The following is a 16,554-nucleotide window of genomic DNA, read 5'->3' on the forward strand; positions in this document are numbered from 1 at the left end:
AAAAGATTTAATCGATTTTCTGAACCACGGTTTCTCCTATTTTGAGTCCGTTATTCACTTTCGCATCGCCTTTGTACTGAATTCGGGCTTCTCCGAAAGCTGAAACCTTCAGTTTCTCAGAAACATTTACCACAATATGATTGTTGCCATACGCTGCGATTTTGGTTTCGGAAGATGGAAGATCAATTGCATTTACTTCGCTTTTTCCGTAGCATCGATAGCGCTGAAAATCAACATTACCAGCTTTTACTTCCAGGTAACTTTCTCCATAAATGGCTACTTTAAAATCATCTGCAGTAATACTTTCAAAATATACTTTTGGAGAGCCGTAAATATCAAGGTCAAAATCTTCTACGCTGATGGCATCTTCAAAATTGATCACTTCTTCACTACGAATTTCCGCAGCTTCCAGTTTTTTATAATAGACGGTGATGTGAACCTCCGTACCATTATAAATAGAACGATCCATTTCACGACCGTTTATCTTCACTTCCTCTTCTTTGGCAACGATCTTTGCGTCTTCCAGGTAAATATGAAGTTCTTTACCATCTACCTCAATATTGATCTTTTCGCGTTCTACTTTTGTATTCTGAATAATTACCGATTCGGTATCAGCTTGTTTGAAATCCACTTTTATATATGGACTTATAGTGACTTCTGAAAAACTGGAAACTTCCACAGTTTCAGATTGAGCATTAGATAGACCGAAATTTAAAAGGGCTAGAATTATTGGGATGAGCATTTTGTTCTGAGTTAAGATTGATTTTTTCATAGTTGTTATTTTTATTCGGTTTTCAAACTTTTTATTGGATTGGCACTGGCAGCTTTAAAACTTTTAATTCCGATGGTTAAAAAAGCGATTCCCATAGTGATCAATGCTGCCAGCAGGAATAACTCCCATTGAATGTCTATTCGGTAAGCGAAATCCTGTAACCACTTATTCATCAGGTAATAACTAAGGGGAAAAGCGATGACAAATGAAATACCCACCAGTTTTATAAAATCTTTAGATAGCAAGGCTACAATTTGTGTTGCTGAAGAACCCAGTACTTTCCTTATTCCTATTTCTTTAAATCGTTGTTCTGCTGTAAACGTCACGAGTCCGAATAAGCCTAAACAGGCCACAATAATGGTTAGAACTGCAAAAAGGCTAAGAAGGGTTCCCATTTTACGTTCTTTGACATAGGTATAGTTATAAGCATCATCCAGTACACTGTAGTCCAGTGCTTCTTTGGGATTGAATTGATTCCATGCAGTATCCAGGTTCTCAATAATCCCGGACATATTTGCTGTCTTAGACCTAATAATAATTCCGCCGTAAGGATTGTTTTTCAAAATAAGCGGTTCTATTTCCTGGTGGAGAGATTTCCAGTTGAAATTTTTAATCACCCCAATAACCGTGATGTCTCGAAGACCTTCATCAGTGTCCCGTTGAAACGTTTTTCCCACGGCATCTTTCCCGAACCCAAGGATCTCTGCGGCTATTTCATTGATGATTACCTTATTATTTTCATTTCCAAAATCATCAGAAAAATTTCGACCCTGCAACAATTCCATCCCCATGGTTGGAATGTAGTTCTCGTCTATATTATAAAAATACATGCGGCGAAGAAATTCACTATTCTGGAAAATTCCGCCAACCTCGTTATCACTTTTACCGGTTGGAACAAATGCAGAATGCGTAACACTGGCTACTCGCGGATTATTTTCAATTTCCTGTATGAAATTATCTTCATTGTTCTTTAGGAGGTAGGTATTTCGAACTACAAGTAGCTGATCTTTTTCATATCCCAGGTCCTTATTCTGAATATAATTCATCTGTTTTCTAACCACCAAAGTCGCGACTATGAGTCCTGCGGAAATCACAAACTGGAAGATTACCAGGCCACTGCGTATACCAGAACGTTGGCCATTTCCTGAAAATTTAGCTTTTAGGGCATTCAACGGATTAAACGAGGAAAGGTAGAATGCCGGATAACTACCCGCTAGAAGAGTGATAAGTAGGATCAATCCGAAAAGATATAACAAGTAAACAGGTTTTAGAACAGAGGTGAATTCTATAGCTTTACCCGCCAGCTGATTGAAAAATGGAAGCGTAAACGCGAAAAAAGCAATAGCCAGCACAGTGGCGACCAAGGTGGAAATAAACGCTTCTGCCAGAAACTGATAAATCAATTGATTTTTATTAGAACCAAGTACTTTTCGTATTCCAACTTCTTTAGATCTTTTAGAAGCTGAAGCGGTAGCTAGATTCATAAAATTTATACAAGCAATCACTAGCATAAAAAGGGCAATAGCGCTAAAAATATAGATGTACTTGATATCTCCGCCTTGTTCCAACGTGGTGGAATCAGAAAAATCTGAATGTAAATGTATATCTGTTAATGGCTGGAGAAAAAGTCCAATGCTATTGTCTTTTTGAAATTCGTCATAAGACATTCCGATGGCATCCATCATTTGCGGACCCATATATTTCTTATTGATCGCGGGAAGCTTGGTTTCGACTTCACTAATAGCGACTCCTTCTTTAAGAACCAGATAGGTAAAAAAATCAGATTCCATCCAGCTGGTTTTCCTGGCTTGGGCATATCCTAATGTAGAAACAAACAGATCAAAATGAAAATGCGAATTATCTGGAATATCCTGCATGACCGCAGAGATAGTTAGTTGTTCCTCTCGGTTAGTGACGGTAATTGTTTTTCCGATAGGATCTGCATTTCCGAAGATGTTTTCCGCCAGGGTTTCAGATATAACTACGGTATTCGGCTTATTTAGAGGGTTGTCTTTTTTTCCGTTAGTGATAGGAAGTGTGAAAACATCAAAAAAGTTAGGATCTACATAACCTAAATTGCTTTGCCCGTAGTAAGATCCGTTATACTCGAGCCTGTTATTATAAGATTTTGCAAGACGCGTAGCATCAACTACTTCCGGAAGATCATTTTTCAGTATTTGTGCCACCGGGGCCATCACTACTGCTTCTTTCATCTCTTCGCCATTCACATTGGCATTAAAAACAACCCTAACAATCCTGTCAGCTTTTTCATTGTACTGGTCAAAGCTTAATTCATCAGAAACATATAGTATAATCATGATCACCGATGCTATTCCCACTGCAAGGCCAACTATATTGACCATGGATGTGCCTCTGTTCTTTTGGATATTTCTCCAACCAGTTTTTAAATAGTTTTTAATCATGATGAATAGTGTTGATGATTATTCAGTTCTTAAACTTTTTACCGGGTTTTTCATTGCGGTTTTTATGGTTTTCATACTTACCGTTAAGACCGCTATTCCAAAAATAGAGCCTGCTGCCACTATAAAAATCCACAGGCTTAGCTCGGTTTTATAGGCGAAATTCTCAAGCCATTTATCCATTGCGTACCAACCTAGAGGAATAGCAATAAGGATGGCCAGTATTAGTAGCATCATAAAATCTTTGGTAATAAGAGCCACTATACTTGAGACCTTAGCGCCCAGAACTTTCCGAATGCCAATTTCTTTATCCCTTTGTTTAATCGTAAAAGCAGTAAGGGCAAATAACCCCATCACGGAAATCAGCACTGCAATAATTCCAAAGAAATTCAGGATTTTTTGAAGTCTGAAATAAGAGATAAATAATTGCTGAAAATTGCTGTCCAGGAATGTATAGCGAATAGGAAATTGTGGTTCTATAGATTTCCATTTGGTGGAAATAGCAGCAACCGTAGCCTGTACTTTATCTGAATTTAATTTCAGTAAAATCGCTCCGCCAGATTGATACATACAGGCTTTATTTTCGATAGTGTACACCATTGGCTTAATTGCAGATTCAAATCCGTGCACATTAATGTCTTTAACGATCCCCACTATTTTCACATCACCTTCATCGCATCCGCCAAATGAGATCGTTTTTCCCAGAGGATTCCCTACCCCCAATTTTCTTGCAGCAGTTTCATTAATAACTGCACTGCGTGTATTTTGGTCGGCATAACTATCATTAAAATACCTGCCGTTTATCAAAGGCACTTCTAAAGCTTCGAAATATTCAGTACTCACTTTCACCGATCCCATGCGTACTTCTTCTCCTCTAAATTGAAAATTGTAGGTAGAGGAATCTGCAATTTTATCTCCTGGAACCGTGGTAGTTTTCACAACATTGCTCACTCCGGGAATAGCTAATAATTCTTCTCTGGTTTTCTGAAATCCCTGTTCCCGGGTTGCCTGTGTGGTTTCAATACGCAATATCTGGTCTTCGGAGAAGCCTTTATCAGCATGTTGCATATAATCAAGCTGCTTATTTACACCTAGAATTGCCACAATAAAAAAAGCGGTTACTACAAATTGAAATACCAGCAAGACATTCCGAAGCCCTGTCCGTTTATTTCCGCCAGAAAAATTATCTTTTAGAACATTGATGATATTGAATCTTGAAAGATAAAAGGAAGGGTAAATCCCCGAGAGCAGTATGATCACTATTAAACAGATTCCTATTTGCCCTAAAAGCACCCAGGAATTTTGCTGCCAGAAATTAAGCTGAAGGTTGAGAGCGTTATTTACATAGGGTAGGAATAACAAAATTAATACCGCTGCAATCACAAAGCTTATCATGCATTGCAGTGCAGTTTCTACCATGAACTGAAAAACCAGACTTCTTTTCCCTGACCCCAGTACTTTTCTTACTCCAACTTCTTTGGCGCGGCCAATAGATTTCGCGACGTTGAGATTGCTGAAGTTGACAGCACCTGCAAGGAGTAGTAAGACGGCAAGTATAAAAAGTATCGATAGCGTTTCAATATTGCTTGTACCGTATTTGGAAAAATTCTGAATATCGGGTACGGCGTCCGTAAACAGTGTGAATCTATCTCCTGTCTCTAAATAAGCTTTATTTAAATCTTCGTCTTTTTTTATTCTCTCTTCAAAATATATACGATTAAGATCTTCTTCCAACTGCGTAGAAGCTATGTTCTGGTTTACTTTGATATAGGTCTCATAGGAATGATTATTCCAGAAAAAATTCTGTTTCTCATAAGGATCCCGCATGATTAAATGAACCTGGCGGTGTGAAGGTGTCTTTGGTAATTGAATAATTCCCGTGACCACTCCCTCCATGGCATCAAAAACTTTGACGGTTTGTCCCATAGGATTGGTTTCACCAAAAAGAGTGGTAGCTAGTTCCTTACTTAGAATGACTGAATTTGGAGCATTTAGCGCAGTACTTCTATCACCCTGGAGAAGTTGATAAGGGAATACCTTTAAAAAAAGAGAGTCTGCAGAGGCAAAGCCTTGATGATAAATACTTTTACCATTTCCATTAATCAGCACTTCGTATTCACCAGCTCCCTGCATAGAGGTGGACGCCTCGATCTTTGGATACTTTTCGCCTAGAAATGAAGCTAATGGTGCAGGAGTTTGATTTTGTACATCACCATCATTTTCCATGCTCACGCGGTAGACATTTTCCAGTTCTGGTGACCAGGTGTCATAGCTTAGCTCATAATTCAGGTACAAAAGCACGATTATAAAACTGGCCAAACCAGCAGATAAACCTGCGATATTTATCAAGGTATACGATTTCGTATTCCATAAACTTCTCCACGCTATTTTGAAATGATTTTTAATCATGATTATTCAGTTCTTAATGATTTAACCGGGTTTTGCATAGCCGCACGAATAGTTCTAAAACTAATGGTCAATACAGCGATAATGAGTGCAATAATTCCAGCTGCAGCAAAGATCCATAGACTCAAATTCATTCGGTAGGGATAATTCTGAAGCCACTCATTGCTAAAATACCAGGCAATTGGAGTTGCGATCAAAAAAGCAATGACAACTAGTTTTAAAAAATCTGTAGTTAGCAAAACAGTAATTTTTCCAACACTAGCACCCACAACTTTACGAATACCTATTTCTTTTCTTCTTTGGGAAACAACAAGTAATGATATAGCGAAAAGTCCCACACAGCTTAGAATGATGGCGATTATAGACCCTGCAGTAATCATGGTAGTCATGTTGCGCTCTTTCTCTAGAGTACGGTCAATATTTTCATCTAAGAAGGAACCTAGAAATTCAGCATTAGGTTCAATTATATTCCAAGCAGTTTTTACTTCATTAAATGAATCTGATAAATTGTTGGGCGATACTTTTACATATGCATACCGTAAATTCCAATTTGGATTTAAGAAAATAGTAAGTGGTTCTACTTCCTTATCCAAGGATTGGAAATTAAAGTCTTTAATTACTCCAATTACTGAATACTGCCGGTCTTCCATGATATTAAGACGCGCCGTCAAAGGCTCCTGTTCATCTAACTCTTTGGCCATAGCTTCATTAATGAGCACAGAGAGACTGTCTGACGCTCTTGCATTATCAAAGCTTCTTCCCTGCATTATTTCCAGATCTACAGTTTTTGAATAATCTTTATCTACTATTAAAATGTTAGTTTTTACCACACGTCCTTTATGTTCAAAACCTGTTACACTGGTGGTAGTAGAACGGTCCTTTCCTATTCCGAGGATATTATTACTTGCTGAAACACTAATTACTTCAGGTTTATTCTGGAGTTCATTTCGCAGTAGTTGCATAGCCTGAAAGTCTTCTCGTTTTCCGTTTAGTGGAAAAGCGATGACCTGTTCTTTATTGAAACCTAGATCTTTGTTTCTCATAAACTCAAGCTGATTCCAAAGCACCAGCGTCCCACTAATAAGAAGAATTGCTATACTAAACTGGACTACTATAAGAGCATTTCGCAACCTGTTACCTCCATTTACCTGAATCTTTCCTTTTAAAGCTTTTAGAGTGCCAATTTTACTCAAGAGAAGTGCAGGATACCCGCCAGCGATTAAAGTAATTATAACTAGGGTAACTATAAACCCGATAATATTCGTCAAACTAACAATATCAGAAAAAGTAGCTTTGGTGTTAAATAAAGTCTGAAATGGCTTTAGTAGTAGATTGGATACGAACAACCCAATTATCAGTGAACTCAGAAATATAAGTATACTTTCTCCCCAAAATTGAAAGAATAGTTGACTTTTATTAGCACCGAGAGTTTTACGCATTCCTATTTCACGTAGACGCCGTGAACTTTTAGCAATGTTCATATTGATAAAATTAACGCTAGCGATAAATAGGATTAAGAATGCTATCGACAAGATCAGATATGGATAGATTCTACTGGGTACAGCCATCCCGTTTTCTATCTTTACGAAATTTAGGTCCTTTACAGATAAGAGTCTTTGCTGAATATACTGACCGTCTTGGTTAGGCTTTGCACCATCTCTCTTGGCATTAATAATATCATTTTGGTAATGTAGATTTGTAAAATCCTGGGTAGCTTTTTCGAATTGATGAGGAGAGATTCCTTTTTCCAGCTGCAGATAAACTTCGTGGTTGGAATTATCCCAACTTCCAACATTTCTTTCATAAGCATGGTACGGTTGACTTTGAAAATTAAGTGCGATATCGAAAGAGATATTACTTTCTACAGGAACATCTTCCATTATTGTAGTTACTGTGAAAGGAACTTCCTTTTCATCAATAAAAATGTTGACCAATTTACCTAATGCTTCCTTTGTTCCGAAAAGTGTTTTCGCAGCTTTTTCAGAAAGAGCAATCTCTGATTTTCCAGAAACCGGATTTTGATCACCTTTAATAATTGGAAAGGTGAATATGGAAAAGAATTCAGGATCCACAAAGGCAGATTGTAAATGCACCTGGTTTTCACCGATACTAGCTAAAACACTGCCACCATTAAAGCGAGTTATACTTTTAACTCCCGGAACTTCATCTTGCAATGCTTTTGAGAAGGGTAGAGGTTGTGCGATTCCTGGCTGTGGCCCCTTTGAGGTATACTCTGTGCGATAAACCTGATAAATAGTATCCGCATTTTCGTGGAATTTGTTATAAGAAAGTTCAAAAAGTGCATATACTGTTAGAAGAATGGCTACTCCGAAAGCAACGGATAGGCCAAATAAATTCAGGAATGTATAGGTCTTCTCTTTCCAGAGACTGCGCCATGCGATTATTATATAATTTTTTATCATAACTATTCTGTTCTCATATTCTTAATTGGATTGGAAACTGCAGCTTTTATTGCCTGGGAACCTACCGTAAGAAGCGTTAATAGTAAAGCCACGGTTCCAGCTATAACGAATACCCACCATTCTATACTTATTCGGTTTGGAAAATCTTCTAACCAGTTAGACATTAAAAAATAGGCGAGAGGTGAAGCAATTAGAAATGCAATCAACACTAAAGCGATAAAATCTTTGGTGAGCAGTTGCACTATATTTCTCACATTTGCCCCAAGAACTTTTCTGATCCCGATTTCTTTTTTCTTTTGTTCAGCTACAAAGGAAACGAGGCCGAATAGTCCAAGACAACTAATTAGAATTGCTAGTGCGGTAAATACAACAGAAATTGTCGCCAATTTTTTTTCTTCAGCATATAACTTCTCTACTTCTTTATCTACAAAATTGTATATAAATGGCGTGTTAGGATTTATGCTTTCCCAGGAACGTTTTAGGTTTGCGAGGAGTGTTTCAAAATCTTCAGTATCTGTACGTAAAATAATCCAGCCAGGTTGGGTTTCGTTATATAGTAACAATGGCTCAATGGCATCTTTCAAAGTTCCAAATCGATAATCTTCGGTAACACCTATAATTTCGTACGAATCGGAATCATCGCCATTAGTGTCTACAAGTCTGGATCCAACCGCTTTATCAAGAGGAATTCCAAAAGCATCAAGGGTTGTCTGATTAACCAATATCTGATTTCCATCGTTCGTGTTCAATCCTCGACCAACCAGCAGTTTGGTTTTAACAGTTTCAAGGTAATTTGGGCTTACGCCGTGATAGTGAACCAACGTGCGATCTTTAAGACTACCACCTGGAAGCGTCATACCCATATCTCCCATAATAAACTCAGTGGGATAATAATTGGATCCCGCAACATTACCGATACCACTGATGGATTCAAAACTTTCCTTTATTGCCTTAAACCTTCTCGAAACAGTTTCTGTTCCCAAACGCATAGCGATAAGGTTTTCTTTACTAAAACCCATGTCCAGTTTCTGGGAATATTTCACCTGCTGAGTGATAAAAATAACTGAGCTTATTAGTCCTATCGAAATTACGAACTGGAACACCACTAGCGCTTTTCGAAGGTCACCATTGCCTAGATTCAGATTCACTGATGATTTTAAAACTTTGATGGGTTTAATACCTGATAATATAAAAGCAGGATAAATTCCGGCTATAAGCCCTGTTAGAATTCCTAGCAGTAAGAGAGCAATCAGGATTTTCCAGTCGAACAAAGCGGTGTAACTGATATTGCCCTCAGTGATTGTGTTCACAAAAGGCAATACCATTGAAGTGAATGGGATACTAATTAAGGATGCAAATAACGAGAGTAATAGCGATTCCCCTAAAAATTGCTTTATTAAGGAACTTTTGTCAGCTCCAATAACCTTTCGTACCCCAATCTCTCGGGCCCTTTTACCTGCACGCGCTGTACTCAAATTAATAAAATTGATACAGGCAACTAGCTGAATAAATAGCGCCAGAAGAAGTAGAACGTATAAAAAGTTAATATCAGAAACAGGGCTAAGCTGATTGCTTATATCTTTTGAGTATAAATGAATATCAGTAATATTCTGAAGATTGAGCGATTTATGAAAACCAACCATCGCAAAATCCTTTGCGCCATGTCTTTGCAGGAATTCTGAAAATTTTCTCTCTAGATTTTCAGGACTTGCTCCCGGCTTCAATTTCACATAGCTCATGGCAAAATTTTCTGTAGCGAAATTTTGTACATTTCTAACGTGCTGCCCGAGTCCGCCAGAATTCATTGTAAGAATATAATTTGGTCGAAGATGTGATTTACCAAAATCTTCCTTAAATACCCCGGTTACCACCAGTCGCTGTTCCTCATCACCACTTCCTAATATGAGGGTTTTATTTAAAGCTCCTTCATCTCCGAAAAATTTTCGGGATAATGATTCTGAAAGTACAACCGTATTTGGCGCGGTAAGCGAAGCTTTAGAGGTGCCTTCCACAAACGGATAATCGAAAATTTTAAAGAATGTAGAATCAGCTAAATAACCCCGGTTCTCATAAAAAGATTCACCAGATTCAGGATTCCGAAGCAGACCTGCATTGCCTGAGCCAAAATATACCACCCTGGTAGCTTCGGAGACCTCTGGAAAATCCTCTTTCATCGCGAATGCGATGGGTGGTGAAGTTCCAGCAGAGAGTTTACCTTCATTATGTTCTTTTATAGATGTATTAATTCGGTAAATAGAGGAGGAATCGGAAAATTGTTGGTCATATCCAAATTGAGCAAAAACGTAAACCAGAATGCTTAGGCAGCAAACAGTTCCAACTGTCAATCCCAGTAGATTTATAATAGTCTGCAATTTGTTTTTCTGTAGACTTCTCAATGCTATTTTTAGATAATTCTTTATCATGATGGACTTTTAGTGATAATTTACTCTGTTCTTAAGCTTTTAACGGGATTTGCAATCGCCGCCTTAACACTTTGATAGCTTACTGTTATTATAGCTACAGTTATAACCAGGAGTGCTGAAAAACTTAATATTTCCCAACCTATCTGAATGCGGTATGAAAAATCTTGTAACCACATATCCATAAAATACCATCCAAATGGTATAGCAATAAGAATAGCAATTGCTACAAGTTTTAGAAAGTCCGTTGTTAAGTCTATAGTAATTTGGCTAACACTGGCACCTAAAACTTTCCGTACTCCTATTTCTTTCGTTTTATTTTGGGCGTTGAATGCGGCTAGAGCAAAAAGGCCAAGACAAGCGATAAATATTGATAAGCCTGTAAACACTATAAAGATGCTGCTCAGACGACGTTCCTCTTTGTAGGATGCTTCAAATGCGTCATCCATAAAGCGATAATTGAAAGGTTGCCCAGGAGCTCTTTCTGTCCAAAGGTTTTCAATTTTGGTAAGGACGCTGGTAAGATCATTTGTTTTTAATTTGATGGCCATAGATCCACTAGATTTATCAAGGAATAGTCCAAGAGCACCTATATCTTCACGAAGGGATTCATAATGAAAATCTTTAATTACGCCTATGATATGGTAGAATTCAGGGTTTTCACGTTCAACCTCTTCGGTAACTCTTACACCAAGAGCTTCCTCTGCGTTTAGACCCAATGTTGCTAGTGTAGATTCGTTAATGATAATGGCAGTAGAATCTGCTGCAGTTTGAGCATTAAAATTACGACCGGCGATTAACTCAAGGTTTAATGTTTTCAAATAATTTTCATCCACATTCCAGGTTTGCATTTGGATGGCATACTGTTGATCCATGGCATTTTCCCTGAAAAGGGAGCTATTAGATCGTGCAGATGGGGTTGGCATGAAACTACTCACTGTAACACTTTTAACAGAACTCAGATTGATTATATCCTGTTTAAGCGCATTTAGGTTTTTTCCAGCAGCATATGCGTCATTGATCACTAAAACCTGTTCTTTCTCAAAACCCAGATCTTTATTTTGTATAAACTCCAATTGCTGAAAAACAACCAGGGTACCAACAATCAAAAAAACAGCAACTCCAAACTGGAATACAACGAGCATGCTTCTAATATTCCATTTATTATTGTTCTTTACGCTATATCCTTTAAGTGTATCTACTGGAATAAAACGGGATATAACAAAGGCTGGATAACTACCAGAAAAAAGTGCGAGGAGAAATGTGATGCTTAAAAGTGTAACATAGAATAAAGGCTCTGTAAAAGGTATACTAATATTTCTACCAGCTATATCATTGAAAAATGGTAAGGCAATAAATGCTATTATGATGGCTAGAATCAATGAGCTAAAAACTACAATGCCAGATTCTGTTAAGAATTGCACTATTAACTGAACCCTGTTGGATCCTAATGTTTTGCGTATTCCTACTTCTTTGGATCTTTTTAGGGAATGCGCGGTGGACAAATTCATAAAATTTACACATGCTAAAAAAATCAAGAAAAATCCAATAAATGATAGAATATAGATGTTTTGGATCGCGCCTTTTTCGCCCATTTCAAGCTGATTTTCAGAATAAAGATGAATATCAGTTAGTGCTATTGTATGATACCTAATGTAATTTCCGGATGCTGCGAAAGATTCCTTTGTCATTCCTGGAAACGTTTTTTGAGCCCAGGGCAGGACATACTTATCTAGCAAACCGTCTAGCTGTAGCTGAAAATTATCAAGATTGGTTTCTGGCGATAGTTTGATGTATGTATAATAGTTGTGGCTACCCCAAATATTTTCCCGTGAGGCAACATTTCCCGCCATGGCCATAAACATGCTGTAATCCTTGAGGAAGGAGTTTTCAGGAAGATCTTCCATTACACCAGTCACAATATAGGTGTCTTCATTATTCAATAAAAGCCTCTTACCTACAACGTCGACACTTCCAAAATGATTTTCTGCAGCCGTTCTGGTCATAACCAGCGTATTGGGATCTTTTAGCGCCGATTCTCTATTTCCGTTTATTAGTTCGAGACCGAACATTTCGAAAAAGCTAGAATCTACATAAGTGGTAGAAAGCTCTTTAAGATTGGTGGTTTTATCGATATTTCTAAATAGGTTACTTCCCAGGGTCCTAAAGCGGACAGTATTTTCAACCTCAGGAAAATCTTTTTTTAAGGTTTGCGCCATTGGTGGAGATGTTTCACCGCTTTTAATTTCTGCCCCACCGAATTTGATATCCATATCTATTCTATAGATACGGTTAGCATCTGCGAACATGTCGTTATAATGCATCTCTTGAAAGATGTAGAGAGCAATTAACAAACTTCCCGCCATTCCTATAGCTAGTCCTAAAGTGTTGATCAAGGTGAAAAAGGGCTGCTTTTTCAGACTTCTCCAGGCGATTTTGAAATAATTTCTGAACATGTTTTTTTGATTGATGAATGACCCTCTTAGACTAGTACATTTTCTGTTACTTTTTGTCCGTCCAGCATCCTGATAATACGATGACTGAATTTAGCGTCGTGCTCGCTGTGGGTAACCATGATGATGGTGGTTCCTGCTTCGTTGAGTTCGGTTAAAAGGTCCATTACTTCGTTTCCGTTGCTACTGTCTAGGTTTCCGGTTGGCTCATCGGCAAGTATGAGTTTTGGATTGTTCACCACAGCCCTGGCAACTGCCACTCTTTGTTGCTGTCCTCCCGATAATTGTTGTGGAAAATGTTTTCTACGATGCATAATTTGCATCTTTTCAAGAACCTGATGAACACGTTCTTTCCGTTCGGCAGGCTTTACGCCGGTATAGATTAAGGGCAGCTCCACATTCTCGAAAACACTAAGTTCATCAATGAGATTAAAGCTTTGAAATACGAAACCTATATTGTGCTTTCTAAGCTTGGCTCTCTGGCGCTCATTAAAGCCTGCGACTTCCGTACCGTTAAATAAATAGCTACCTCCATCGGGATCGTCTAGTAATCCGAGTATATTCAGTAATGTTGATTTTCCACAACCGGAAGGTCCCATGATGGCAGCAAATTCTCCTTCTTTAACTTCAAAGGAAAGTTTATTAAGGGCGATGGTTTGTACCTCTTCGGTTGTGTAATATTTTTCGAGGTTGGTGATTTTTATCATTTTTAATTGATTTATCTGTAATTTTTTAAAGACGTTATAAATTTCAAATTCGTGACATTATTCTAAAACTAACTCTTCGATATCTCCAAAGTTAGAATAGCTGGAGGTAATCACTTTATCTCTAGGTGCAATTCCTTCCAGGACTTCGTAGTATTCGGTATTCTGGCTTCCTAGGCGAATCTGTGTTTTATAGGCGGTTTCGCCGTCTTCGGAAACTTTAAAAATCCAGTTTCCTCCCGTTTGCTGAAAAAATCCTCCTTTAGATACCAATACGGCTTCTTTTTCCTGACTCAGCGCTAATTTTATCTGAAGACTCTGTCCTCTTCGTATATTCTCTGGAACACCATCAACAAAATGCATATCTACCTGGAACCTTCCATTAGAAACCTGGGTATAAACTTTCTTGATCTCCAGTGCATAAGATTCTCCGTTAAAATCAAAAGAACCACGCTGGCCGGTAAAAATTCTGGAAATATAATGTTCGTCAATTTCAGCACGAACCTTATAACCACTAATAACATCAATTTGTCCCAGGCGTTCACCTTTTTGCTTGGATTGTCCAATTTCGGCATCAAGCGCAGTAAGCTGCCCATCAACCGGAGCCTTCACTACTAAATCCCCTACTTTTCTGCGCATTAGCTCCAAAGCTTTTCTAGTTCTTTCATATGATTCACGTGCCTGCTGCGATTCCTGCTTACTGGAAGTTGAATCCTGAGCTAATACTTCCTGCGCCAGCTGGAATTTCTCTTTTTGATAATTGAAATTATTTTCTGATTCTATATAATCCTGTCGACCAACGGCTCCTTTTTCAAGCAGTTTTTTGTTGAGCTGATATTTACGTTTTGCTTCAATGAGATTATTTTCTACATCGGTAAGGTTATTCCTCTTATTAATGGTGTTTTGTCTCGCGGCATTCTGTGAGATTTGCATCTGGGTAAGTAGATTATAAACCTGGGTTTCCTGGTTTACTAGGCTAAGTTCGAGATCGGTATTAGATAAGCGAATTATAGGTTCTCCCTTTTTCATCATCGCGCCGTCTTCTACGAATCGTTCTTCCACACGACCGCCTTCCATCGCATCTAGATATATAGTATTAATAGGCAATACAACACCGTTTACAGGAATGTTTTCCTGGAAATTACCATTTTGAACTTCACTTATGCTAATTCGTTCTTTTTCTACGTTGAGTTTAGAATTTCCGGTAGAGGAAAAAAGCACAAAAAGTATCAATGCGGCAATAATAACACAGCCGGCGATAATTCCTATTCTTTTGGGTGTGAAGCGTTTCTTTTCTAAAGGTATGTCCATAAAATAATTGTTTCCACTTGATTAATAGTCAATATGATGCCATAACTTTAAAACGCATTATATCAGTAAGTTATGTTTTATTTTAAACTTTAAGGTGTTCGATTTTGATACACTGTATGTTCGGTGACAATACAATTTTAAGCTTAAATATATTTCTGCTTTTGAAACTCGATCAGCCTCTAAAGAAAATCGTAATATTGTGTCTATGCAGCTAAAGGACGCTAAAATACTGGTGATAGACGATGATACAGACGTGCTAACGGCGATGCGCCTATTATTAAAACCTTTTGTAGCTGAAATTTTAACCGAAAAGAATCCCGGAAATCTTACGTCGATCATTTCTGAAAAGAAATTTGAAATTATCATTCTTGATATGAATTTTAATGGATTGGTGAACACCGGGAACGAAGGTGTTTTCTGGCTAAATAAGATAAAAGAGATTGCTCCGGCTACCGATGTGATTCTCATTACTGCTTATGGTGATATTGATCTTGCCATTCGTTCATTAAAAGAAGGAGCCTCAGACTTTATCGTGAAACCCTGGCAGAATCAGAAAGTGATTGAATCTATGCGAGAAATGCTTCAGAATAGAAAAACAGCCGGTTCAAAATCACTTAAATCTAATACCAAAGGAGATAAGATTGTAGGCGAGAGCCAGGAAATTCAGCAGGTTTTTTCTAAAATAAATAAGGTTGCTCCTACAGATGCCAATATTCTAGTTCTGGGCGAGAACGGTACGGGTAAAGACCTTGTGGCTAAAGCAATTCATGAAAATTCCAAGAGGAAAAATAAGGCGTTTATAAAAGTAGATGTTGGTGCACTCACTTCCACTTTATTTGAAAGCGAATTATTTGGATATAAGAAAGGAGCATTTACGGATGCTCGGGAAGATCGAAAAGGTCGTTTTGAAGCTGCCAATGGAGGCACATTGTTTTTAGATGAGATTGGTAATATTAGTCTTAGCCAACAGGCAAGGTTGCTTACGGTGCTGCAGAACAGGCATATTACTCCATTAGGGTCGAATGAAAGTATCCCTGTCGATATTCGGTTAATTTGTGCTACGAACCTGGATATTTCTGAGCTTTCTGATGAAAATAAATTTAGAAAAGATCTTATCTACCGCATTAATACAGTAGATCTTATTATTCCCCCTTTGAGGGCCAGAGGTACTGATGTGACTTTGCTAACCAGGTATTTTCTGGACCAGTATTCAGAAAAATATGATAGAGGACCTTTTAAATTGGAACAGGGATTTTTAAAAAAGCTGAAAAATCATGCCTTTCCTGGAAATGTAAGGGAATTACAATTTGTAATTGAAAGAGCTGTGATTATGTCCGAGTCCAATTTACTAAGAGATAGCGATCTTTCCTTTTCACCCATTGAAAGCAAGCTGCAGTATGAAGAAATTAACGATATGCGTTTGGAGACTGTTGAGAAGAATACAATTCTAAAGGTGATTGATAAGAATAAGGGAAATATTTCAAAATCGGCAAAGGAGTTAGGTATTACAAGGGCCGCCTTGTACCGTAGACTAGACAAATATGACCTTTAAAAGCTACCATACAGGCATTTTCCTACGTATTTTAATCCTTGTCGGACTGCTTGCTACGGGATTGTTTTGTTTTTTTAAGCTTTGGTATATAGC

9 protein-coding genes are annotated in these 16,554 nt (G+C 37.9%); 1 reads left to right on the forward strand and 8 read right to left on the reverse strand.

What is annotated here, in order from left to right:
* Positions 1-7 precede the first annotated feature (7 nt).
* Genes ABVM50_RS10170 through ABVM50_RS10205 form a run of 8 tightly spaced genes read right to left on the reverse strand, consistent with a single transcriptional unit; the run spans position 8 to position 14,909 of the window.
* Complete coding sequence (locus ABVM50_RS10170; protein WP_298247317.1) at positions 8-772, reverse strand: head GIN domain-containing protein; 765 nt, start codon at positions 770-772, stop codon at positions 8-10.
* An 11-nt stretch (positions 773-783) separates the two neighbouring features.
* Positions 784-3,195, reverse strand: coding sequence for an ABC transporter permease (locus ABVM50_RS10175; protein WP_405198476.1), 2,412 nt, complete (start codon positions 3,193-3,195; stop codon positions 784-786).
* 18 nt (positions 3,196-3,213) lie between these two features.
* Complete coding sequence (locus ABVM50_RS10180; RefSeq protein WP_405198477.1) at positions 3,214-5,601, reverse strand: ABC transporter permease; 2,388 nt, start codon at positions 5,599-5,601, stop codon at positions 3,214-3,216.
* Between the two features lie 2 nt (positions 5,602-5,603).
* Positions 5,604-8,021 (reverse strand): FtsX-like permease family protein, encoded by a 2,418-nt coding sequence (locus ABVM50_RS10185; RefSeq protein WP_405198478.1) that lies wholly within the window; start codon positions 8,019-8,021, stop codon positions 5,604-5,606.
* Positions 8,022-8,023: 2 nt separating this feature from the next.
* Positions 8,024-10,444 (reverse strand): ABC transporter permease, encoded by a 2,421-nt coding sequence (locus ABVM50_RS10190; RefSeq protein ID WP_405198479.1) that lies wholly within the window; start codon positions 10,442-10,444, stop codon positions 8,024-8,026.
* Between the two features lie 20 nt (positions 10,445-10,464).
* Positions 10,465-12,897 (reverse strand): ABC transporter permease, encoded by a 2,433-nt coding sequence (locus ABVM50_RS10195; RefSeq protein ID WP_405198480.1) that lies wholly within the window; start codon positions 12,895-12,897, stop codon positions 10,465-10,467.
* A 26-nt stretch (positions 12,898-12,923) separates the two neighbouring features.
* On the reverse strand, positions 12,924-13,601 hold the full coding sequence (locus ABVM50_RS10200; protein ID WP_298247311.1) for an ABC transporter ATP-binding protein: 678 nt from the start codon (positions 13,599-13,601) through the stop codon (positions 12,924-12,926).
* A gap of 57 nt (positions 13,602-13,658) precedes the next feature.
* Complete coding sequence (locus tag ABVM50_RS10205; RefSeq protein WP_405198481.1) at positions 13,659-14,909, reverse strand: efflux RND transporter periplasmic adaptor subunit; 1,251 nt, start codon at positions 14,907-14,909, stop codon at positions 13,659-13,661.
* A 205-nt stretch (positions 14,910-15,114) separates the two neighbouring features.
* Between ABVM50_RS10205 and ABVM50_RS10210 the strand changes: the two genes are divergently transcribed.
* Positions 15,115-16,461: a sigma-54-dependent transcriptional regulator gene (locus ABVM50_RS10210; protein ID WP_405198482.1), complete on the forward strand. Its 1,347-nt coding sequence runs from the start codon at positions 15,115-15,117 to the stop codon at positions 16,459-16,461.
* Positions 16,462-16,554: the final 93 nt, after the last annotated feature.

Origin of the sequence: Christiangramia sp. LLG6405-1, assembly GCF_045055805.1 — a bacterium.
Lineage (GTDB): Bacteria > Bacteroidota > Bacteroidia > Flavobacteriales > Flavobacteriaceae > Christiangramia.

What these genes read in the sequence shown, in the direction of transcription:
- ABVM50_RS10170 (WP_298247317.1), bottom strand. Translation starts at nt 772, where the DNA reads ATGAAAAAATCAATCTTAACTCAGAACAAAATGCTCATCCCAATAATT.
- ABVM50_RS10175 (WP_405198476.1), bottom strand. Translation starts at nt 3,195, where the DNA reads ATGATTAAAAACTATTTAAAAACTGGTTGGAGAAATATCCAAAAGAAC.
- ABVM50_RS10180 (WP_405198477.1), bottom strand. Translation starts at nt 5,601, where the DNA reads ATGATTAAAAATCATTTCAAAATAGCGTGGAGAAGTTTATGGAATACG.
- ABVM50_RS10185 (WP_405198478.1), bottom strand. Translation starts at nt 8,021, where the DNA reads ATGATAAAAAATTATATAATAATCGCATGGCGCAGTCTCTGGAAAGAG.
- ABVM50_RS10190 (WP_405198479.1), bottom strand. Translation starts at nt 10,444, where the DNA reads ATGATAAAGAATTATCTAAAAATAGCATTGAGAAGTCTACAGAAAAAC.
- ABVM50_RS10195 (WP_405198480.1), bottom strand. Translation starts at nt 12,897, where the DNA reads ATGTTCAGAAATTATTTCAAAATCGCCTGGAGAAGTCTGAAAAAGCAG.
- ABVM50_RS10200 (WP_298247311.1), bottom strand. Translation starts at nt 13,601, where the DNA reads ATGATAAAAATCACCAACCTCGAAAAATATTACACAACCGAAGAGGTA.
- ABVM50_RS10205 (WP_405198481.1), bottom strand. Translation starts at nt 14,909, where the DNA reads ATGGACATACCTTTAGAAAAGAAACGCTTCACACCCAAAAGAATAGGA.
- ABVM50_RS10210 (WP_405198482.1), top strand. Translation starts at nt 15,115, where the DNA reads ATGCAGCTAAAGGACGCTAAAATACTGGTGATAGACGATGATACAGAC.